19 protein-coding genes are annotated in these 19,935 nt (G+C 65.3%); 9 read left to right on the forward strand and 10 right to left on the reverse strand.

Annotated elements, in window-relative coordinates:
- Positions 1 to 67: 67 nt before the first annotated feature.
- The 4 genes from D6B98_RS06750 to D6B98_RS39750 all read right to left on the reverse strand — a co-directional run bounded on the left by D6B98_RS06750 (position 68) and on the right by D6B98_RS39750 (position 4,167).
- Positions 68 to 1,468: a hypothetical protein gene (locus D6B98_RS06750; protein ID WP_126256152.1), complete on the reverse strand. Its 1,401-nt coding sequence runs from the start codon at positions 1,466 to 1,468 to the stop codon at positions 68 to 70.
- A 162-nt stretch (positions 1,469 to 1,630) separates the two neighbouring features.
- On the reverse strand, positions 1,631 to 3,007 hold the full coding sequence (locus tag D6B98_RS06755) for an ATP-binding protein (protein ID WP_126256153.1): 1,377 nt from the start codon (positions 3,005 to 3,007) through the stop codon (positions 1,631 to 1,633).
- A 94-nt stretch (positions 3,008 to 3,101) separates the two neighbouring features.
- Positions 3,102 to 3,767: a response regulator transcription factor gene (locus D6B98_RS06760; RefSeq protein ID WP_126256154.1), complete on the reverse strand. Its 666-nt coding sequence runs from the start codon at positions 3,765 to 3,767 to the stop codon at positions 3,102 to 3,104.
- A 244-nt stretch (positions 3,768 to 4,011) separates the two neighbouring features.
- Positions 4,012 to 4,167: a hypothetical protein gene (locus D6B98_RS39750; RefSeq protein WP_018315820.1), complete on the reverse strand. Its 156-nt coding sequence runs from the start codon at positions 4,165 to 4,167 to the stop codon at positions 4,012 to 4,014.
- 231 nt (positions 4,168 to 4,398) lie between these two features.
- Here D6B98_RS39750 and ku point away from each other — a divergent pair, with 231 nt between their 5' ends.
- The 6 genes from ku (at position 4,399) to D6B98_RS06790 (ending at position 10,264) form a co-directional block, all read left to right on the forward strand.
- Positions 4,399 to 5,376, forward strand: a complete 978-nt coding sequence (gene ku / locus D6B98_RS06765; protein ID WP_126256155.1) for a non-homologous end joining protein Ku — start codon at positions 4,399 to 4,401, stop codon at positions 5,374 to 5,376.
- Between the two features lie 55 nt (positions 5,377 to 5,431).
- Positions 5,432 to 5,668 carry a hypothetical protein gene (locus D6B98_RS06770; RefSeq protein ID WP_126256156.1) on the forward strand — a complete coding sequence of 79 codons (237 nt, stop codon included), beginning with the start codon at positions 5,432 to 5,434 and terminating at the stop codon, positions 5,666 to 5,668.
- A gap of 284 nt (positions 5,669 to 5,952) precedes the next feature.
- Entirely contained in the window at positions 5,953 to 6,117 is a 165-nt protein-coding gene (locus D6B98_RS06775) for a Flp family type IVb pilin (protein WP_126256157.1), read from the forward strand.
- Between the two features lie 96 nt (positions 6,118 to 6,213).
- Positions 6,214 to 7,755, forward strand: a complete 1,542-nt coding sequence (locus D6B98_RS06780; RefSeq protein ID WP_126256158.1) for a thymidine phosphorylase family protein — start codon at positions 6,214 to 6,216, stop codon at positions 7,753 to 7,755.
- On the forward strand, positions 7,752 to 8,672 hold the full coding sequence (locus tag D6B98_RS06785; RefSeq protein ID WP_126256159.1) for a ribose-phosphate pyrophosphokinase: 921 nt from the start codon (positions 7,752 to 7,754) through the stop codon (positions 8,670 to 8,672). Before D6B98_RS06780 ends, D6B98_RS06785 begins: the two co-directional genes overlap by 4 nt.
- On the forward strand, positions 8,669 to 10,264 hold the full coding sequence (locus tag D6B98_RS06790; RefSeq protein ID WP_126256160.1) for an MBL fold metallo-hydrolase: 1,596 nt from the start codon (positions 8,669 to 8,671) through the stop codon (positions 10,262 to 10,264). Before D6B98_RS06785 ends, D6B98_RS06790 begins: the two co-directional genes overlap by 4 nt.
- A gap of 1,038 nt (positions 10,265 to 11,302) precedes the next feature.
- On the opposite strand, the gene D6B98_RS06800 is transcribed toward D6B98_RS06790, so the two are convergent.
- The 6 genes from D6B98_RS06800 to D6B98_RS06825 form a co-directional block, all read right to left on the reverse strand.
- Positions 11,303 to 11,608, reverse strand: coding sequence for a putative quinol monooxygenase (locus D6B98_RS06800; RefSeq protein WP_126256161.1), 306 nt, complete (start codon positions 11,606 to 11,608; stop codon positions 11,303 to 11,305).
- A gap of 79 nt (positions 11,609 to 11,687) precedes the next feature.
- The gene (locus D6B98_RS06805) at positions 11,688 to 12,377 is read right to left on the reverse strand and encodes a type 1 glutamine amidotransferase domain-containing protein (protein WP_126256162.1); all 690 of its coding nucleotides are present in this window, start codon (positions 12,375 to 12,377) and stop codon (positions 11,688 to 11,690) included.
- 126 nt (positions 12,378 to 12,503) lie between these two features.
- Entirely contained in the window at positions 12,504 to 13,136 is a 633-nt protein-coding gene (locus D6B98_RS06810) for a hypothetical protein (RefSeq protein WP_126256163.1), read from the reverse strand.
- A gap of 9 nt (positions 13,137 to 13,145) precedes the next feature.
- Positions 13,146 to 15,401: a xanthine dehydrogenase family protein molybdopterin-binding subunit gene (locus D6B98_RS06815; protein ID WP_126256164.1), complete on the reverse strand. Its 2,256-nt coding sequence runs from the start codon at positions 15,399 to 15,401 to the stop codon at positions 13,146 to 13,148.
- A 1-nt stretch (position 15,402) separates the two neighbouring features.
- The gene (locus D6B98_RS06820) at positions 15,403 to 15,867 is read right to left on the reverse strand and encodes a (2Fe-2S)-binding protein (protein ID WP_126256165.1); all 465 of its coding nucleotides are present in this window, start codon (positions 15,865 to 15,867) and stop codon (positions 15,403 to 15,405) included.
- An 82-nt stretch (positions 15,868 to 15,949) separates the two neighbouring features.
- Positions 15,950 to 16,876, reverse strand: a complete 927-nt coding sequence (locus D6B98_RS06825; protein ID WP_126256166.1) for a helix-turn-helix domain-containing protein — start codon at positions 16,874 to 16,876, stop codon at positions 15,950 to 15,952.
- 338 nt (positions 16,877 to 17,214) lie between these two features.
- On the opposite strand from D6B98_RS06825, the gene D6B98_RS06830 reads away from it, so the two are divergent.
- The 3 genes from D6B98_RS06830 to D6B98_RS06840 are packed head-to-tail and all read left to right on the forward strand — an operon-like array spanning position 17,215 to position 19,922.
- Positions 17,215 to 17,970 carry an alpha/beta fold hydrolase gene (locus D6B98_RS06830; RefSeq protein WP_126256167.1) on the forward strand — a complete coding sequence of 252 codons (756 nt, stop codon included), beginning with the start codon at positions 17,215 to 17,217 and terminating at the stop codon, positions 17,968 to 17,970.
- Between the two features lie 54 nt (positions 17,971 to 18,024).
- Positions 18,025 to 19,038, forward strand: a complete 1,014-nt coding sequence (locus tag D6B98_RS06835; RefSeq protein WP_126256168.1) for an aldo/keto reductase — start codon at positions 18,025 to 18,027, stop codon at positions 19,036 to 19,038.
- A 38-nt stretch (positions 19,039 to 19,076) separates the two neighbouring features.
- Positions 19,077 to 19,922 (forward strand): VOC family protein, encoded by an 846-nt coding sequence (locus D6B98_RS06840; protein WP_126256169.1) that lies wholly within the window; start codon positions 19,077 to 19,079, stop codon positions 19,920 to 19,922.
- Positions 19,923 to 19,935 lie beyond the last annotated feature (13 nt).

Genomic DNA, 19,935 nt, shown 5'->3' on the forward strand with positions numbered 1-19,935 from the left:
CGGGGACCGTACGGCGCGGTACCGGCACCGTCAACCAGAAATTGTGATTACAAAATATACGCCTCAATCAGCTCGCGCGCGACGATTTTCGTTCGCCCGTAGCGGCGTTTTGCGCGGCCCGGCTCATCAGCGAGGCGTAGTCGTCGCCAAACAGCACCTGGCAGAAGCGAATCGCGGCGTCCACCTGCTGTTGCCGATAGGTGCGGACCTTGTGATCGGCGGCCCGCAACGACTGCACCAGCTGCTCGGTCGAGCGTTCGACGTATTGCTGGAGGTCGGAATAGGTGCGCAGCGTCACTTCGTTGATCGCCAGCTCGCTCGCATAATTGCGGCAGGTCGCGACGAAATCGATCAGTGCCACGGTCTCTTCCACCTCGGTGCTGTCGATCCGCGCCCCCGGCGGAATGTCCTTCTCTGGCCGCTGGCGCAGGATGCGGCGGACCCGGCCGGGAACGCTGTCGATCTCGGATTGCAGCGCATTGGAGATGTCGGCCCGGATCGAGGTGAGCTGCCTGCCCCAGGCGGAATCGTTGCGCAGGTCGAGCTCGGTGCGCAGGCCGCGCACGCCGTCGTGCAACGCCTTGAGATTGCCGGCCACGTTGTCGAAATGGCCGCGCTTGATGTCCATGCGCAAGGTGGCCGCGACACAGGACAGATCGTGCAGCGCGATCGTGACGGCAACGCCGTAAGGCGTCGCCGCGACGCGGATCTCGTCGTCGGAGGCGGCAATCTTGATGGCGAGGCGAATGATCTGCCACGGCGCGGTCATCCGCTGCACCACGATCGACAGCGCGAAGGGCAGCATCTGCGGCGTCTGGAGCACCGGAATATTGAGCGCCGACGTCACCGAGGCGATCTGGGAATCGCCGAACGCGCGCAAGGTCCGCGGCAGCCTCTCGTTCAGGCTGGCGACGGCCTCCCGGACCTGGAGCACCGCTCCGATCGAATAGAGGTCCTCGATCACGTTGGGCGGGCCGACCCGGGCCAGCGCGCGCGATTTGTCGCCGCCGCCGGGACCCGTCAGCCCGAAAATGGCGTCCGCAGCCGCGGCTTGGAGCTTCAGCGCCAAGGCCTCGACCTGCCCCGCACTATCGGCGGGCATACGGGCCAGCGCGGCCTCGAATTCGTTGATCTTGCCTGGCGCGCCGTCGCGGCCGAGCCATTGCCAGATCGGCTGGAGCGAGGAGCGGCGAATCTGGCCGACCCGGATCGGGACGCCCGCTTCGACCAGGAACGGTTCCAGAACCTGGAACAGCAGCCGCGACAGATCGTCCGTGCGCGGCGGCGGGGCTTCATCGGCTTCGGTCTTGCGGACAATCTTGCGCAACTGCTCGAGCACGAGGGTCGCCACCGCCGTGTCCTGGCCGCGCTCGAGCGCGCGCTCGAACTCCCGCATCAGCAGCGCCTGCGCCTGCGGCGGGAGCTGCGCGAGATATTCCCTCAGCCGCTCGATCGATGTCTGGCTCATGCGCCCGGGTAATGCACGGTAAAATGGCGGACATGGATGCGTCCGGGCGCGATCATAGGAGGGCCCACTTAAGAAGCCGTTTAGGAAGTCGGGCCGAATCCCCCTGGTTGTTGGCGTCGGCCGGCCCCTGGCGCGGACGAAATATCACGCCGGAACAAAGGATTATATACCCGGAAGGACCAGTTCGGCGCGCAGGCCGCCGGTCGGCGCGCCGCTGAGCGAGAGGCTGCCGCCGTAGAGCGCGGCGAGGTCGGTCACGATCGACAGCCCCAATCCCGAGCCGGGCTTGGACTCGTCGAGCCGCTGGCCGCGCCGGGAGACCTGGGCGCGCTCGGCCTCGGACAGGCCGCGGCCGTCGTCATCGACGACGATGCGCAGCCGCGGACCCGCACCCGCCTGGCGCGGCGCCTCGACCAGCACCTCGATCAAGACGCGCGAGGCCGCCCATTTGCAGGCATTGTCGACGAGATTGCCGACCATCTCCTCCAGATCCTGGCGCTCGCCGCGGAATTTCGCCGACGGATCGGCCTTGGCCTCGACCACGATGCCACGATCGCGATGGATCTTCTCCATAGTCCGTCGCAGCGCCTCGATGGCAGGCGCCACTTCCGTCACGGTCGCGACCACGGAAACCCGCGCTGCGATGCGGGCTCGCTCCAGATGATGGGCGACCTGGTCGCGCATCACGTCCGCCTGCTCCATCACCTTGGCCGCGAACGGATCGGCAATGTGGGCGCCGGCCTCGTTGACGATGACCGAGAGCGGTGTCTTGATCGCGTGGGCGAGATTGCCGACATGGGTGCGCGCGCGCTCGACGATCTCGCGATTGGCATCGATCAGCGCATTGGTCTCGCGCGCCAATGGCGCGATCTCGACCGGGAATTCGCCCTCGAGCCGCTCCGCCCGCCCGGAGCGGATGTCGGCGATCGATTCCGAGATGCGCTTGAGCGGCGCCAGGCCGAAACGGACCTGGAACACGGTCGTCAGCAGCAGCACGATGCCGAGCGCGGTGAAGGTGCCGCCGAGATAATAGTCGAAGCTGCGCGTCTCGTCGAAAATCTCGGTGTCGTCGCCGGCGACGCTGACGAGAAACTTGCCGTCGGCGCCGAGGTCGACCGGCCGCTCCACCATGCGCAGGTTCTGTCCCTCGGGCCCGTCGACATAGGCGAGGCGAATGCCGGCGGCGGTGAGCTCACTGCCCTGCTCCTCCAGCTTCGGCAGCTTCTTGTCCCAGAGCGAGCGCGAGGAGCGCACCTCCGGCTTCTCGGTGTCGGTCCGGGTGATCTGCCAGTACCAGCCCGACAGCGGCAGCTCGAACAGGGGCTCGCCCAGCGACTGGAACTGGCGGTCCGGCGGCTCGTCGGGGGTCGCAACCTCGGCGATGAGGGTGCGCAGATAGAGGTTGAGCCGGCGGTCGAAGGCGCGCTCGGTGGCGTTCTTGTAGACCGACGAGAGCACCACGCCGGTGATGGCCAGGATCACCACGAGCCAGGCGGTCGCCGACAGGAACAGTCGGTTGGCGAGTGAGCTAGCGGCCATCGGAAATATCCCGGGAGGCGCAGGATGGCGGGGCGTCGGAGGTCATGACCGGACCAAGGCCCCTGTCGGGCGACCCGTCAAGCCCCGGAGCGCGTCAGGTGGCCGGCGGGGTCAGGAGATAGCCGAGGCCGCGGACGGTCTGGATGATGTCGACGTCGAGCTTCTTGCGGATGCGGCCGACGAACACCTCGATGGTGTTGGAGTCGCGGTCAAAGTCCTGGTCGTAGAGATGCTCGACCAGCTCGGTGCGGGAGACCACCCGCCCGGAATGGTGCATCAGGTAGGCCAGAAGCCGATATTCGTGCGAGGTCATCTTGACGGGATTGCCTGACACGCTGACCCGCCCGGTCCTGGTGTCGAGGGTGACGGGACCGCAGCTAAGCTCGCTCTGGGCGTGGCCGGTGGAGCGGCGCAGCAGCGCGCGGATGCGCGCCAGCACTTCCTCCAGGTGGAACGGTTTTGCGACGTAGTCGTCGGCGCCGGCATCGAACCCCTGCACCTTGTCGCTCCAGCGGTCGCGGGCGGTGAGGATCAGGACCGGCATGGTGCGGCCGTTGCGGCGCCAGGCCTCCAGCACCGAGATGCCGTCCTTCTTCGGCAGGCCGATGTCGAGCACGACGGCATCATACGGCTCGTTGTCGCCGAGATAATGCCCCTCCTCCCCGTCGAAGGCCCGATCGACGACATAGCCGGCGTCGGTCAGCGCCTTGGTGAGCTGGCGATTGAGATCAGGGTCGTCCTCAACAACGAGCAGGCGCACGCTTCTCTCCAGAAATAGACCGCGACAATACCGCACCAGATGAGCAATTCTGGCGTGAACTGAATATGAACGCGGGGAACCTGCCGCGTTACTTTTTGGTCATATACTTTTGGGTCATATACGAAGTCCATCGCCGACGCGACTGCGCCCGCCCTGCGGCCGGACGGACCGGCAGCAGGACGGGCGCAATGTGCCGCGTGCCCGCGGCAGGCCGGAAGGTCCGCCCTTCCCGTGAATTCGGCCGTCAGGTCCGGAAGAACACGAACCAGATGACGGCGAGGATCAGGATCGCTAGCCCGGTCGAAATGGCGAGCAGCGCCGCCACCGAAGGCCCGGGCTCGCCCTGGCGCGCCTCGGTCGGAGTTTCCACGATCTGACGCTGCTCTCGCGTGGTTGCCATGATGCCCTCAATCTGGATGTCGCTTCGTTAGCCGCGACCTCCTCGCAGCTGATGTCCGGGCCAACGCGTGATTGGATACGATGTTCCGGCTTTTACGCTCGGATCGGGCCGCGACCGCACGGCCCCGCGGCCGGTTAACGCAGTTGGAAGATTCAGCAACCGACCTTGCTTTGATTCGTTGTTCCACGATGGTATCCTTGTCTTCTGTCCCTGTTGCGTTTGGAGTAGCCCATGGCCCCCCGCGCCAATTGGAAGGGTTTTTTGCGTCTGTCGCTCGTGACCTGCCCGGTTGCGCTCTATCCGGCCACTTCGGATACCGAGAAGGTCTCCTTCAACCAGATCAACCGCAAGACCGGCCACCGGATCAAGTACCTCAAGGTCGACGCCGAGACCGGTGACGAGGTGACCTCCGAGGACATCGTCAAGGGCTACAAGGTCGACACCGATACCTACATCGAGGTCACCAAGGACGAGCTCGACGAGATCGCGCTCGATTCCACGCACACGATCGATATCGATGAGTTCGTGCCGAAGACCGACATCGACAACCGCTATCTGATCCGCCCCTACTACCTCGTGCCGGACGGCAAGGTCGGCCACGACGCCTATGCCGTGATCCGCGAGACAATCCGCAGCATGGACAAGGTCGCCATCGGCCGGGTGGTGCTGACCAACCGCGAGCACATCATCGCGCTCGAGCCGCTCGAGAGCGGGCTGATGGGCACGCTGCTGCGCTACCCCTACGAGGTCCGCAGCGAGACGGAATATTTCGACGATATCCAGGACGTGAAGCTCACCAAGGACATGCTCGACCTCGCAAGGCACATCGTCGAGAAGAAGTCCGGCGCGTTCGATCCGGAGCTGTTCGAGGACCATTACGAAACCGCCCTGATCGATCTCATCAACAAGAAGCGCAGCGGCATGCCGATCGCGGCCAAGGCCGCGCCGAAGACCGGCGGCAACGTCATCAACCTGATGGACGCGCTGAAGAAGAGCATCGCGAACGAGAAGGATGTCGCGCCCGCGGCGAAGGTCGCCAAGGAGTCCAAGGCCAAGAAGCCGAAGAAGCGCGTCGAGGGCCAGCGCGAGATGCTGCTGCCGATATCCGGCAAGGGCGGCAAGGACGCTGCGGCAAAGGCGAAGGATGCCCCGAAGAAGGCAGCCGACAAGCCGGTCCGCGCGCCGGCGCGGGCGAAGAAGGCGGGCTGACAGCGCCGCATCAATTACGCCGTGATGTCACTCCTCGCGGATCAGGCGGCCTGACATGCCCTGGTCGACGGCGTTCGACGATCCCGTTCGCGTGAGCAGCAAGCGCACGCTGCACACGCTCCAGGACGCCGCGGACTACATCATGCAGCTGCCCGAGGACGCCCAGCACGAGGCGCACTGGCAGACCGCCGTCGAGACCTTGATCAACGCGGCCGAGACGGGCGGCGGCTGGGTGATGTTCGCCCGTATCGCCATGCTGCGGGCCCTGAATGCGCCTGGCCGGCGCCGATGAACGCGCTGGCCTCGGCAAACAGCCTCAACAATCCGTTAAGCGGCACCCTGCTCCCGAGACGACCGCCATGGCGAACCGCCTCCCGGCGCTTGCCCCGCACGAGGGTCCGTCGATTTGAATCCATTTGGACGCACCGGCGGAACCTTAATTTAATGACTGCCGTCGTATCAGCGGAGGCGCGATCGCGCGGGATTAATTTTTTGGCGCACCAAGCTTATTCGATCTATTGACGAATTCGATGACGACGCGACCATACGTTGGATCGGATCAACAGGAGTTGGGCAATGCGTTTGCTTAGGTCTTTCCTTGCCGATGAGAATGGTGCGACCGCCATCGAGTACGGCCTCATCGCCGCGGGGATCGCGCTGGCGATCGTGACCGCCGTGAACAACACGGGCGGCGCCCTCCTCAACAGCAAGTTCAACGCGGTCAGCACGGCGATCAAGTAACGCCCGGTGCCGCCGCGCAGGCATGATCTGCGTCAACAGCATCAGCGCCGCCACGTCTAAACATGAAGGCCGAGCTTCCTCCCTGCCGGCCTGTCCATGCATCCAGACCTTCCGCACTCCCAACTGAAGATCCGCCGCGTCCGGCTCGATACCGGCCGCGAGAACGTCGTCGTCCTCTCCAGGCGGTCCAAGGCGCTGCGCGCCGAGATCTTCCGCGGCTTCAGCCGCGTCGAGCTACGTCACGGCGACAAGGTCATGCTGGCGACCTTGCTGATCACGGACGACGATACGCTGGTGGCGCCTGACGAGATCGGACTCTCCGAGCCGGCATTCCGGCGCTTCGCGCAAGGCGCGGGCACGCAGGTCACGGTCAGGCCCGCCTCGCCTCCGGAGAGCCTGGAGGCGGTGCGCGCGAAGATCCGCGGGCGAACCTTGAGCCCGGCCGAGATCGGCGCGATCATCAACGACCTCGCCCATTATCGCTACTCGGACATGGAGATCGCCGCCTTCCTGATCGGCTCGGCGAGCTTCATCACCAGCGACGAGCTGCTCGCCCTCACCGGGGCGATGGCGCAGGCCGGCACGCAATTGGTGTGGCCGACCCCCGTCGTCGTCGACAAGCATTGCATCGGCGGCATCCCCGGCAACCGCACCTCGATGGTCGTGGTGCCGATCGTCGCCGCCCACGGCCTGCCGATCCCCAAGACCTCCTCGCGCGCCATCACCTCGCCTGCCGGCACCGCCGACACCATGGAGGTTCTGGCGCGGGTGAATGTCGGCGTCGAGGAGATGAAGGCCATCGTCTCGGCCTGCAACGGCTGCCTGATCTGGGGCGGGCACGTGAACCTGTCGCCCGCCGACGACGTCCTGATCTCGGTCGAGCGTCCGCTCAGCCTCGATACACGAGAGCAGATGGTCGCCTCCATCATGTCCAAGAAGATCGCGGCCGGCTCGACGCATCTATTGATCGACATTCCGGTCGGGCCGACCGCCAAGGTGACCAACGGCGTCGAGGCGATGCGGCTGCGCAAGCTGTTCGAATTCGTCGGCGACCGCTTCGGCCGCTCGGTCGAGGTGATCGTGACCGACGGAAGCCAGCCGATCGGCAACGGCATCGGGCCGGTGCTCGAGGCCAATGACGTCATGGCGGTGCTCGGCAACGATCCCGATGCGCCGCGCGACCTGCGCGAGAAATCGCTGCGGCTCGCCGCGCATCTGCTGGAATACGATCCGAGCTTGCGCGGCGGCGCCGGCTATGCGAGGGCGCGCGAATTGCTCGACAGCGGCGCGGCGCTGAAGCAGATGCAGAAAATCATCGACGCCCAGGGCCCGTCGACCTGCAGCAACGAGCTGGGATCGCTCAGCTTCGACGTCAAGGCGACGCATGACGGCACCGTGTCCGCGATCGACTGCCTGCGTCTGAACCGCCTCGCCCGCACCGCCGGCGCGCCGCTCGACAAGGGCGCCGGCATCCACCTTTTCAAGAAGATCGGCGATCGCGTCGAGCAGGGCGAGCCACTCTATCGCGTCTACACGTTCGACCGCCCCGAGCATGATCTGGTTGCCGATGCCGCCGCCGAGGAGACCGGCTACGTCGTCAACGGTGACGAGGCCCCGCAGGGCAGGTCAACCTCGTGAGCACGATCGCGCTCCAGACACTGCCCGGCGGCCGCGATGCGGCGAAGCGCCTTGCGGGCCGGCTCGGGCTGTCCTGCGCCGAGATCGCCGTGCATCGCTTTCCGGACGGAGAGCTGCGCATCGCCGTCGCGCCGGCCGCCGACACCACCCTCCTCTATGCCCCGCTCGATCAACCCAATGACAAGCTGATCGCCCTGCTGTTCGCCGCGGAGGCGTTGCGTCGGGGCGGCGCGAAGCGGCTGGTGCTGGTCGCGCCCTATCTCTGCTACATGCGGCAGGACGCTGCCTTTCATGCCGGCGAGGCCATCAGCCAGCGCGCCATGGGCGATCTTCTCGCAAGGACCGTCGACCGCATCGTCACCGTGGATGCGCACCTGCATCGCACTCCCGACATCAGGTCGGTATTTCCGGGCATCGAAGCGGAGAACCTGTCCGCCATGCCGGCGATCGCGAGCGCGCTGGCGACGGGCGGCATCGACCCTACAACCGTCGTGATCGGACCCGACATGGAATCCGAGCCCTGGGTGAACGACATCGCGCGCCGGCTGCGATTGCAGCATACGGTGGCGAAGAAGACGCGGCACGGCGATCGTTCCGTGTCCATCGGCTTTGCCGATCCCGGCCTGCTGTCCGGACGGCCCGCGCTGCTGGTGGACGACATCGTCTCTTCCGGCACGACGCTGATTGCCGCGGCGAAGGCGCTGACGGCGATGGGCGCGAGCGCCGTCGATGCGGTCGTGACGCATGCGCTGTTCCCACCGGCCATGATCCCTGCATTCACTGAGGCCGGCATCCGGTCGATCCGCTCGACCGACAGCGTGCCGCATCCGACCAATGCGATTGCGCTCGACGCAAGTCTCGCGGCCGCCTTGCGGTCCGAGCTACCGACGACACAGCTTCCGGAGACGATTCCATGAGCATCACCGTTCGATTCTGCGGCGCCGCCCGCACTGTGACCGGGGCGAGCTATCTGTTCCAGACCGCAAGCGGCCGCTTCCTGGTCGATTGCGGCCTGTTCCAGGGCCAGAAGACGCTGAAGGAGCTCAACTACGGCGCTTTTCCGTTTCGTCCCGCCGATATCGATGCCGTGCTGCTCACGCATGCCCATATCGACCACAGCGGTCTGTTGCCGAAGCTCGTGCGCGCGGGCTTCGAGGGACCGATCCTGGCAACGCGCGGCACGATCGATCTCTGCTCCTACATGCTGCCCGACGCCGGCAGCATCCAGGAATCGGAAGTCATGCAGCTCAACCGGCGCAACGCCTCGCGCGGGCGCAAGGAGGTGCATCCGATCTACACGCAAGCCGACGCGATCGCATCGCTGCAGTCGTTTCGCGCGGTCGACTACGAGCGCTGGACCGACGTGATCCCGGGCGTCCGCGCCCGCTACTGGAACGCCGGCCATCTGCTCGGCTCCGCCTCGATCGAGCTGGAGATCGCCGAGCAAGGCGCGTCTCGTCCGCTGCGCGTGCTGCTCTCCGGCGACGTCGGGCCGGAGGCCAAGCTGCTGCAGCCCGATCCCGAAGCGCCAACCGATTTCGACTACGTCATCTCGGAATCGACCTATGGTGACCGGGTACGCGAGGCCACGACCCCTGCCCTTCGCCGCGAGCACCTCGCGGCTGAGGTGCGCGATGCGGCGGCCGCCGGCGGCGCGCTGCTGCTGCCCGCCTTCGCGGTCGAGCGCACCCAGGAGCTGATCGTCGATCTGGTCGACCTGATGGAGCACGGCGAGATTCCGACCGCACCGATCTTCCTCGATTCGCCGCTCGCGATCCGCGCCACCGAGGTGTTTCGCCGGCATGCCGAGAGCCTCGACCCGTCCGTCGATGCCACGCGCCTGCTCAACTCGCCGCATCTCAAGTTCACCGAGACCGCGGACGAGAGCAAGGCGATCATGCGCCTGTCCGGATTCCACATCATCATCGCCGCAAGCGGCATGTGCGACGCCGGCCGCATCCGCCACCATTTGAAGCGCTGGCTCTGGAACGAACGCGCCACCGTGCTGCTCGCCGGCTTCCAGGCCAACGGCACGCTCGGCCGTTTCCTCCAGAACGGGGCCAAGGCCGTGCGGATCCAGGGAGAGGAGATCAAGGTCGCCGCCCGCATCCGCATGATCGACGAATATTCGGGCCACGCCGACGGCGCCGGCATCGCCAGCTGGATCGCGGCGCGCCGGCCCATCGCCCGCGGGCTGTTCCTGGTCCATGGCGAGGAAGGCGCGATCGCGGGACTTGCCGAACGTGTCGCCGAGCGCATCATTCCGGCCGCCAAGGTCTATCAGCCGATGCTGGACGACATCTACGAGCTCGCCGCGCCCGAGCCGCGCGTGCTCGACGTCGATCGCCGCCGGCGGCTCGCGCCGGAGGCCGTGACCCGTCTCGACTGGCACAATGAGATGTCCGAGCTCATGCTCGACATCAACGACAGGATGGGGGCCGCTGCCGACGACCGCGCCCGCGGTGTCATCATCCGCAGGCTGCGCCGCGCGCTGGAGGAGACGGCGTAGCGGGGCGCCGAAACGCGAAAGCCTCGCCGCAAACTCGTCATTGCGAGGAGCTCTTGCGACGAAGCAATCCAGGATCTCACCGCGGAGAGATGCTGGATTGCTTCGCTTCGCTCGCAATGACGGAGTGTTTGGCCACAGCCCGCGCCTCTCGTGTCCCGGACGCGCTGCAGCGTGCTTACGCTGCTGCGCAGAGCCGGACCCAGAAGGCCGCGGCACGCGCTGCTGCATGGGCCCCGGCTCTGCAGCGCATCGTCGAAGGGACGCTGCGCTGCGCCCGGGGCACGAGAACGTTGTTTGGCGATAAACATGGTTGCGCATCCTCGCGGCTGTTCGCCCGAGCTTTGCTGGCTTCTTCCGCCCTCATCTCAAGCAAGGGCGCAGGGAAGGCCGGGCGCCGGCTGGCACCCGAAGTCCCGCGTGTGCTTCAAAAAAGCGCACGGGGTGGACGACAGGTGATGCCGGTCGCCCGGCCTTCCCTGCGCGATGGTTTTCACGGTGTCCTTCGTGCTCTCCCCGGGGAGCGTTGCACTATTGCCCCCGTCGCCTTGCGGATGATCGATGCACGTGCCGGTTGGCCGCCACATCTCCGCCAAGACTTGACGCCAGAACCCCGGGCGTCAGGACCACACGACTTCTCCGTCCGCGCACATCTCTCATCCGCATTCCCGGGACTGGCGTGCGCTCGCCGCCGGGACCGAACGAAGGACGCTGTCAGCGCCGTGTCGTATCGCGCCGGTCGCTGCTCACGGGATTCCCGCCCTGCAGCCCCATCGCGCGCCGACGCCGTCGCGGCCACCGCATCCCGGCCCGCGCTTCGTGACGATCGCGAAACGCCCCTTTGGCGGGCGGGATGCGTCGGCTTGTACGGCAAAAGCGAATTTCTGTAAATACGAATATTTTAGCGAAGTGCTCTCGACCCAGCGCTTGCGTGTTTTGCCCGTCGGGCAACACAACCGATTGTACCCCGGATCGAGCAGAGCAGAAATCTGGAGAGCAGGTTCCGCAGATGCGGCGACGACGAAGCTTCGCCGATCCCGTTCACCTGTCCCCAACCTCGACCGCTTCCAGGATCACTGCCGTCCGATCAGCCAACTCGGGAATTTTGGCGAGATAGGCCTGGTAATGCGGCGAGGCCCGGTGAGCTTCGACGGCCGCAACGTCGCGGTACAGTTCGTCGAGAACGTAGCGATCTTCGTTCGATATGTCGCGCCAGACATCCCAACGCAGGTTGCCAGGCTCGGCCCTGGAATGCGGAGCCATGCCGACAAGCAATGCGCTCAGTTCAGCGGACTTGCCCGGGCGAGCAACCAGGATCGCGGTAATCTTGGATGGCAATTGCGTCATTCGATAGCTCCCCATGCGAGGGCAAGCGCGGCCTCGGATGCCGCGCCCATCCCTCTCGAATTCCGTACGCTGCGAATCTTCAGATTTTCGCGACAGTGCTCTTATCCTTGAGGGCGGCCAGCAGCTCTTTTCCCAGCGCTCCGGCCGACGCGGGGTTCTGCCCCGTGATGAGCCGGCCATCGACCACGACGTGAGGTTGCCAGTTGGCCGTGGATGAGTACTCGGCACCCTCTGCCCTCAACGCATCCTCGAGCTCGTAAGGCACATCATCGCGCGCGTAGTCGTACTCTTCCTTCTTCGAGAACGACGTGAGCTTCTTGCCGCGCACGAAAGGGACGCCATCGCCAAGGTCAACGCCAAGCAGCGCGCACGGCCCGTGACAAACAGCGGCGACGAGCTTGCCAGTGCTCCAGGCACGCACAATGGCACTCTGGACTGCTGCATTGCGCTGGATGTCCACCATGGGCCCAAGACCACCGGGCACCAGGATGGCGTCGTAGTCGGCGGCGTCCACCTCGGACAATTTGCGACTGTGATTCAAGCGGCGAAAGGCTTTGCTCGCGAGAAAATCCTTCTGAGCGGGATCTTTCTCGTCGTACGCGTCGTAAGGCGTCCATCCCCCGGCCGGGGACGCGAACTCCACCGCGACCCCAGCCCTGTCGAGCACCTCGAAAGGATGGGCGACCTCGGCGAAAAAGAAGCCGGTCTTGCGACTATGCGGACCGATCACGGCTGCGTTGGTGACAATGAAGAGGACATGTTGGGTCACGGTTTTCTCCTTTCGATAACGCTGTGCGTTCAGGCGGCCAGAGCACCAGGACTGGCCGATCAATATTTTCGTTGTCGGGATCCTGGCTCTACGATTGGGATCGTCTTGGCGCGACTCAGAGAACGGTCAGTTCGGACAGGGCTGTCCGGCGGCGCCCCACAGGGCCATGTCCTTGACGTGATCCTCGAAGCTGCCCGGCGGCGTCGAACGGCCTGCCCCGGGCGCCCAGCCCCGCGGGATGAAGCCGTTCATGGACGCATCGTGCCGCAAATGATCGACGAGGCCGGCGGCGTCGCGGCCGCCATTGCGCTTGGGATCCTTCATCTGCGCGCAGATCTCGGCGCCGCTCTTGCCGAACCATATGAAGGCCACCGGCGCAAGCTGCCAGTCGATGCCGGCGCGCGGCGGTGCGGGCGCAGGCTCGTTCGCCTGAGTCGAGGTCATGTGACAGGTCGCGCACGGGATCGCCTCGGCGCCGATGCGGCTCTCGCCGCCGTGGATGTTCATGCCATGCGCGCGCGGCTTGGTTTCGCCGGCCGGGGTCCAGATCGGGATGGCCTTGGCATCGACATGGCAGTTGGCGCAACGTGGATGGGTCACCACCGCTTCGATCCGCTTCCAGGCCTCCAGCCCCTCGGCGCGATTGACGCTGCCCGGCGGCAGGACGTCTTTCTTGGATTCGTCCTTGGCCGCGACCAGTCCCGTGAGCGCTGCAATCGACGAAGCGGCGAGGACCGTTGCGATCAGAAATCCCTTCATGATCCGCCCTCACACAAAGTCGATGAACTTGTTGAACGGCATCTCGCGGATGCGCTTGCCGGTCGCGGCAAAGATCGCGTTCGCAAGTGCGGGCGCGGCCGGCGGCACCGGCGGCTCGCCGACGCCCCTCACCTTCGGATCGTTCTCGAGCCCGCGCACTTCGATCACGGGGCACTGATAGATCCGCATCGCTTCGTGGTGGTTGTAGTTGGTCTGCTGCACCGCGCCCTTGGCATAGGTGAGCTCGCAGTTGATGGCGTGGCCGAGCCCCCAGATGACACCGCCCTGCACCTGGTTCTCGAAATTGACGGGGTCCACGACCTTGCCGACGTCGACTGCTACCCAGACCTTGTCGATCCTGATGCCTCTGTCGGTCATCGTGACTTCGACGACCTCGGCCGCCGGCGTCCCGAAGGATTCGACGAACGCGACGCCGCGCCCGCGGCCGTTGCCGAGCGGCCCCTTCCAATCCGACATTTGCGCGAGCGTCTCCAGCAATTTGCGGTAATGCGGAACGGTGCACATCGCAATCCGCGCCTTCATGGGATCGAGACCGGCCGCGTGGATCAGCTCGTCGATGAAGCTTTCGGTGAAGAAGCCCGATGTGGAGGCGCCGACCGACCGCCATGTAGTGCATGGCGACAACCCTTGCGCCTCGTAGCTCGTGCCCCGGAAATGGGGGATGTCGTAATAGACGTTCCACAGGCCGGCGGCCAATTGCCCGTCGGGATCCTTTGATGGCCTGCCCGAACGCTCGAGCAATCCCTTGAGCGGCGCCGTCGAAGCCAATTGCAGGTCGGCCGAGACGATCTTGCCCTTGTCCACGCTGCCACGATGCCGGGCGATGGCAATCTGCCGCGGAATGTCCTGGAGGAAATCCTCCTCGCGCGAGAACACCAGCTTGACCGGCGTGCCCTTCATCTGATTGGCGATCTCGGCGAGAACGCGGACGTTCTCGTATTCGAGGCGATGGCCGAAACTTCCACCAGTCCATTGATTGTGGAAGGTGATCTGTTCCGGCTTGAGGCCGATCGCCGTCGCCGCGACATATTGCACGAAGCGGGGGCTCTGATGGCCGACCCAGAGCTCCATTCCCTTGTCGGTGACGAGGCCGATCCCGTTGAGCGGTTCGAGCGGCTGATGCGCCACATAGGGCGCGCGGTATTCGGCTTCGACGCGTGTCCCGGTCTTCAGCCCGGTCTCGATATCGCCGATCTTCCGCCATTCCTTTCCCAGGAACTCAGGCTTGAACGACGACTCCAAAACCTTCCAATGGTCGGCCTGCTCCGCGGGATACACGGAGGGCGCCCACTCGCAAACGATGGCGTCGACCGCCTTCATCGCGTACCAGCTGTTGGTGGCGATCACCGCGACGCCGTTCTTGATTTCGAGGACCTTCATGACCCCCGGCATCGCCCGGGCCTTGGTCGCATCGTAGGATTTCAGCGGCTGCCCCTTGTTGGGATTCAGCTTGACGGAGGCGTGCAGCATGCCCTCCATCTTCAGGTCGATGCCGAATTTCAGCTCTCCCATCACCTTGTCGCGGATGTCGAGCCGCATCATCGGCTTGCCCAACATCCGCCATGTCGAGGGATCGCGCGGCTTGGCATCGAGCACGGGCGGAATTTTTGCGGCGTCCGCAGAGAGATCGACGTAAGCGATCTTGGTCCCGTTCGGCAGGATCACATGGCCCGATCGAGTGCGCAGGTCGGCCACGGCGACGCCCGACCGTTTGGCAGCGGCGGCCTTCAGCGTCTCGCGTGCGACCGCGCCGGCAACACGCAGCTTGTCGTAGGTGTCCGGCAGCGTGCTCGACCCGCCGGTCATCTGCAGGCCGGATTGTCTCAGCCATTCGAGCGACTTGGCGCGCGCTTCCTCCGCAGCCGGGCTTTGGTCCGCGGCCACGAACGGCGCGAACTCGTCGGCAAAGCCGGTGTTGAAATAAGCGGGGCTGGGGACGGCGAAGCGAACTTCGAACTGGCCGGGATCGAGGTCCATCTCTTCGGCGATCATGATCGGCTGCACCGAGCCGACGCCCTGCCCGATGTCGGCATGCTGGGCGATCAGCGTGATCTTGTCCGGACTGATCTCGACCCAGGGATTGAAGGTCACCGAGTTCGGCCCGAGGCCGACGGCGAGTGGATTGCCATCGGCGCTCGGTGCGGCCGCTTCAGCGCTACCATAGGCGCCGAAGGCGATGCCGCCGGCGACGGCGGCGGAGCCGAAAACGAAGGCGCGACGGGAAAGGCTCTGCATGTGGCCCATCTCACTTCTCCGCCATCTTCCTGGACGCCGCCGCATGGATCGCCGCGCGGATGCGCGGATAGGTTCCGCAGCGGCAGAGATTGCCGGACATCACCTGGTTGATCTGCTCGTCGGTCGGCTTGGAGATCCGTGCAAGAAGCGAGATGGCCTGCATGATCTGTCCGGCCTGGCAGTAGCCGCATTGCGGCACCTGATGCTCGATCCAGGCCTGGATCACCGGGTGCTGGTCCTTGTTGTCGAGGCCTTCGAGCGTGACGACCGATTTGCCCGCGACCTCGCCGATATGCGACTGGCATGACCGCACCGCCTTGCCGTCGATATGAACGGTGCAGGCGCCGCATTGCGCGACCCCGCAGCCGTATTTGGCACTGGTGATATCGAGCTCGTCGCGCAGCACCCAAAGCAAGGGCATCTCGGGGACGACGTCGACCTGGCGCTTGATCCCGTTCACCGTGAGCTCGATCATGTCGGTATATCCCCTAGCGGACCTCGTCGGCACAACAGCACTGCCTGATGCACACCGAGCCGTATTCCCGATTCCTGCGGAATCATGCGCAATCCCTGCGGATTGCCGGATCGGCTTTCACCTCGGCTTGGCCGCAGCACAATTCGCGATACTGCCCGGGCGTAAGACTGGCGGCCTTGCGGAACACGCGCGTGAAATTGGCCTGGGAGCCGAAGCCGAATTCCAGGGCGATTTCGACCAGGGACAAGCGGTCGCGCGCGAGTTCGTGCCGCGCAGCCTGGACGCGGCGATCGGTCACGTAACGGTGCGGCGACAATCCGGTCGCCTCGCGAAACAACCGGGAGAAATGATACGGGCTGAGGCAAGCCTGGGCCGCCAGATCCTCGAGCCTGATATCGCCGGCAAGAGAAGCCCCGATGTAGTCCAGCACGCGCTGGAGACGCCTGGGATCGAGCGACGGCGACTTGTCAGGTGCGCGCCAGCGGTCGATCGTATAACTCCCGAGAAGATGAGCCGCGAGCGCAACCTGGATTCCCTCCACGAACAGCGCGTCGGTCGGCTGGCGCGGGCGATGGAGCAGGTCGCGAAGCGGCGAGCAGATGTGGAAGAGGATCTGGTCCGCCAGACCGTGCGCGTAGGCGATCTCGACTTTCGCCGGATCGATATCGAAGTCCGCAAGCGCGCTCTGATCCAGCAGCTCCGGCGGCAGATAGAGATGAAGACATTCCATCCGGTCCGAAAGCTCGAGGTGACTCTCCTGCGTCCCCACCGGCACGAGGTAGCTCATGCCCGGCCGGGCGAGGCTCTTCTGGACTTCGCCATTGCCGGCGCGGCACACCATCCCGCCGCCTGACAGCAGCATGACGAGCTCGGTGCAGATGGGGACAGGCGTTGCCTGGCGCCCCGCCTCGAACTTGCGATGCTCGATGCTCAGCCCCGGCCAATCGCTCGTCGCCGCGAGCTTCTCGCTGTTCTGATATTTCTGATCTCCATGCGTCACGAGCGCCATCATGACCTCCGCTTCGTTGCGGCGAATCCCGGCTCCGTATCGCGAGCGAGCGATCATTCCATCCGGTGGTGAGTTGCGGCCCCGGCCGCCGCCACGCCGATCTATGAATTTCTCACAAGCGGCGATAGCGAAGTCCAGAGGCGGCGCGGTTAAAAGAGGTAAAAGGCAGACAAAGCAAAGGCTTGGAACGCGGCGCGATCGGGCTTGGAAAGCCGATCGCGCTGCGGATGAGCAAGATGCGTCGGTCATCGCGCAGGAATCGGAAATACCGCAGTGCTCGCGAACGCTATGAAGCGCTCATCAACGGCAACGCCGCCGTATCGAGAATGGAGCCTGGTATGAAGACGCTTGTCTCGGCGCTTGCCGCAATGTCGATCGCAACGGCCTTCCCCGCGGTCGCGGCCGAGAGGGCCGTTTCCATCGTCCTTGTCCATGGCGCCTTCGTCGACGGCTCGGGCTGGAAGGACACCTACGACATCCTCTCGAAGGCGGGCTATGAGGTGCTGGTCGTCCAGCAGCCGACGATCACGCTGCGAGACGATGTCGCGGAGACCGAACGCGTGATCGCCAAGGCGCGGCATCCGGTCATTCTGGTCGGGCACTCCTATGGTGGAATGGTCATTACGGAAGCCGGCGACAATCCGAAGGTTCGCAGCCTCGTCTATCTCGCGGCATTTGCTCCCGACGTCGGGGAGTCGGTCAGCACGCTGGCGGAAGCGCCGGCACCGGCCGGCGAGCACAAGGCTCCGCTGGTCGCCGAAGGCAATTATCTCCTCGTCGACCGCGACAAATTCCCCACCTCCTTCGCGGCCGATGTCGACCCGGCCACGACCCGTTTCATGAATGCGGCGCAGCTGCCCTGGGGATTGCAGGCGGTGCAGACCAAGGTCGATCGCGTCGCCTGGAAGACGAAGCCGACCCATTACATGGTGACGAGCGAGGATCACATGATCCCCCCGACCGCACAGCGCACCATGGCCAAGCGTTCGGGCGCGAAGGTGACGGAGATGAAAAGCAGCCACGCGGTGATGCTGTCGCATCCGCGCGAGGTCGCCGCGTTCATCAGAAGCGCAGACACATCCGCAGCCGACTGAGATCGGTCGCGCCGCACGGATGATCTCGGCGGTCACAGACGAAGGACTCGCAATATGGCCCTCAAGGATATTCTGCCGGGAAGACTGGGTTTCGGTGCGGCGCCGCTCGGCAACATGTTCCGCGACATCCCGGAGCAGGAAGCGCTCGCGACGGTGAATGCGGCCTGGGACGACGGCATCCGCTATTTCGACACCGCGCCGTTCTATGGCGCAGGTCTGGCCGAGATCCGCATGGGCGCTGCGCTCGCCGGCCGGCCGCGCAGCGACTATGTCGTGAGCACCAAGGTCGGACGCCTGATCCTGGACGAGATCGAGGATGTCGGCGCCCGCGACCTCGGCGAGAAGGGCGGCGTCTTCCAATACGGGCGCCCGAACAGGATCGTGAACGACTATTCCCGGGACGGGACGTTGCGCTCGATCGAAGACAGCCTGAAGCGGCTCGGCACCTCCCACATCGACATCGCCTTCGTGCACGACGTCGCGCAGGACTTTTACGGCGACGAATGGCTTTCGGTGTTCGAAAGCGCGCGCAAGGGTGCATTCAAAGCGCTCGACCGGCTGCGCGACGAGGGCGTGATCAAGGCATGGGGCCTCGGCGTCAATCGGGTCGAGCCGATCGAACTGCTGCTCGCGCTCGAAGAGCCGCGCCCCGATGCCTTCCTGCTCGCGGGCCGCTACACGCTGCTCGATCATGCAAGGGCGCTCCAGCGGGTGATGCCGATGGTGGCGGAACACGAACTCGCGATCGTCGTCGGCGGCCCCTATAGTTCGGGCGCGCTCGTCGGCGGCCCGAATTTCGAATATGCGCCGGCGCCGGCGGAAATCCTCAACAAGGTGGCGCGCATCAAGGCGATCGCCGACCGCTACGGCATCAGCATGAAGGCGGCAGGCCTGCAGTTCGCGCTCGCCAATCCGGTGGTGGCGGCCGTCATTCCCGGTGCGAGTCGCCCGGGCCGCATCGCCGAGGATCGCGCGGCCCTTGACCAATCAATACCCGGCGATTTCTGGCGCGAACTTCGATCGGCCGGTCTCGTCAATCCGGCGGCTCCGCTTCCGGACGCCGGCTGACCGGCACATGACATCACCCACAGACCGAGGAGACGAGAATGACCGACGAAACCTGCAACGTTGCCGAAATCGAGCGCCGCAGCCTGCTTCGCACGGCAGGCGCCGCGATGATCACCGGTCTTGCGGTCGGAAGCATGCCGTCAGCCGCGTCCGCGGCGCCGGACGGCATGTCGTCAGCCGAGCGCAACGAGGCGCCGCTCGGTGCGCGGCTGCAGGGCGTCCAGCATTTCGGGCTGACGGTGCAGAACATGGAGCGGGCCTATCAGTTCTATACGGAGGTGCTGGGCGGCTCCGAGGTCTTCCGTCACGGCGACTTCCAGGGCGACGGGGTGCAGAACACGCTGCTGGCCGACCAGGAGATCGAGGCGAACGTGCGCGGGGTCAATCCGCGGACCATCGGCGTTCCCGACCTCAGAAGCGGAGCGCAGCGGCTCGATGTCCGCTTCATCCAGTTCGACAACATGGTGCTCGAACTGTTGCAATATCGCGAGGCCGACCAGCCCATGGGCAGCGCGAAGAGCTTTGCCGAGCCGTTGGAGCACATGAGCCCGGCTTTCCCGCGCATGATGCACATCTGCTTCTACGTTCGCGACGACGTCGACTTCAACAAGTTCATCGCCGACCTCGAAGCCGAATCCGCGCGCCGCGGCATGACGCAGGTGAGAGCGAACCGGACCATCCGCGTCATGACGGAGGCGGATCGCAAGGCCGCTCCGCGCAGCGCCAACACGAACCGGGTGACCGCGGAACCCTCGAACGGCTGGGAGCTGATCTATTGCAAGGGGCCTGAGGGCGAGCAGCTCGAATTCGTCAAAGCGCTCGGCCCGGTCAAGCAGCGCTTCAGCGAGGCCCTGGCAAAGCGCCAGCAGACAATCGTGCGCTGACCATCAATCGTCG

Source organism: Bradyrhizobium sp. LVM 105, from assembly GCF_003957705.1.
Classification (GTDB): domain Bacteria; phylum Pseudomonadota; class Alphaproteobacteria; order Rhizobiales; family Xanthobacteraceae; genus Bradyrhizobium; species Bradyrhizobium frederickii.

What these genes read in the sequence shown, in the direction of transcription:
- D6B98_RS06750 (WP_126256152.1), bottom strand. Translation starts at nt 1,468, where the DNA reads ATGAGCCAGACATCGATCGAGCGGCTGAGGGAATATCTCGCGCAGCTC.
- D6B98_RS06755 (WP_126256153.1), bottom strand. Translation starts at nt 3,007, where the DNA reads ATGGCCGCTAGCTCACTCGCCAACCGACTGTTCCTGTCGGCGACCGCC.
- D6B98_RS39750 (WP_018315820.1), bottom strand. Translation starts at nt 4,167, where the DNA reads ATGGCAACCACGCGAGAGCAGCGTCAGATCGTGGAAACTCCGACCGAG.
- ku (WP_126256155.1), top strand. Translation starts at nt 4,399, where the DNA reads ATGGCCCCCCGCGCCAATTGGAAGGGTTTTTTGCGTCTGTCGCTCGTG.
- D6B98_RS06770 (WP_126256156.1), top strand. Translation starts at nt 5,432, where the DNA reads ATGCCCTGGTCGACGGCGTTCGACGATCCCGTTCGCGTGAGCAGCAAG.
- D6B98_RS06775 (WP_126256157.1), top strand. Translation starts at nt 5,953, where the DNA reads ATGCGTTTGCTTAGGTCTTTCCTTGCCGATGAGAATGGTGCGACCGCC.
- D6B98_RS06780 (WP_126256158.1), top strand. Translation starts at nt 6,214, where the DNA reads ATGCATCCAGACCTTCCGCACTCCCAACTGAAGATCCGCCGCGTCCGG.
- D6B98_RS06790 (WP_126256160.1), top strand. Translation starts at nt 8,669, where the DNA reads ATGAGCATCACCGTTCGATTCTGCGGCGCCGCCCGCACTGTGACCGGG.
- D6B98_RS06800 (WP_126256161.1), bottom strand. Translation starts at nt 11,608, where the DNA reads ATGACGCAATTGCCATCCAAGATTACCGCGATCCTGGTTGCTCGCCCG.
- D6B98_RS06810 (WP_126256163.1), bottom strand. Translation starts at nt 13,136, where the DNA reads ATGAAGGGATTTCTGATCGCAACGGTCCTCGCCGCTTCGTCGATTGCA.
- D6B98_RS06815 (WP_126256164.1), bottom strand. Translation starts at nt 15,401, where the DNA reads ATGGGCCACATGCAGAGCCTTTCCCGTCGCGCCTTCGTTTTCGGCTCC.
- D6B98_RS06820 (WP_126256165.1), bottom strand. Translation starts at nt 15,867, where the DNA reads ATGATCGAGCTCACGGTGAACGGGATCAAGCGCCAGGTCGACGTCGTC.
- D6B98_RS06825 (WP_126256166.1), bottom strand. Translation starts at nt 16,876, where the DNA reads ATGGCGCTCGTGACGCATGGAGATCAGAAATATCAGAACAGCGAGAAG.
- D6B98_RS06830 (WP_126256167.1), top strand. Translation starts at nt 17,215, where the DNA reads ATGAAGACGCTTGTCTCGGCGCTTGCCGCAATGTCGATCGCAACGGCC.
- D6B98_RS06835 (WP_126256168.1), top strand. Translation starts at nt 18,025, where the DNA reads ATGGCCCTCAAGGATATTCTGCCGGGAAGACTGGGTTTCGGTGCGGCG.
- D6B98_RS06840 (WP_126256169.1), top strand. Translation starts at nt 19,077, where the DNA reads ATGACCGACGAAACCTGCAACGTTGCCGAAATCGAGCGCCGCAGCCTG.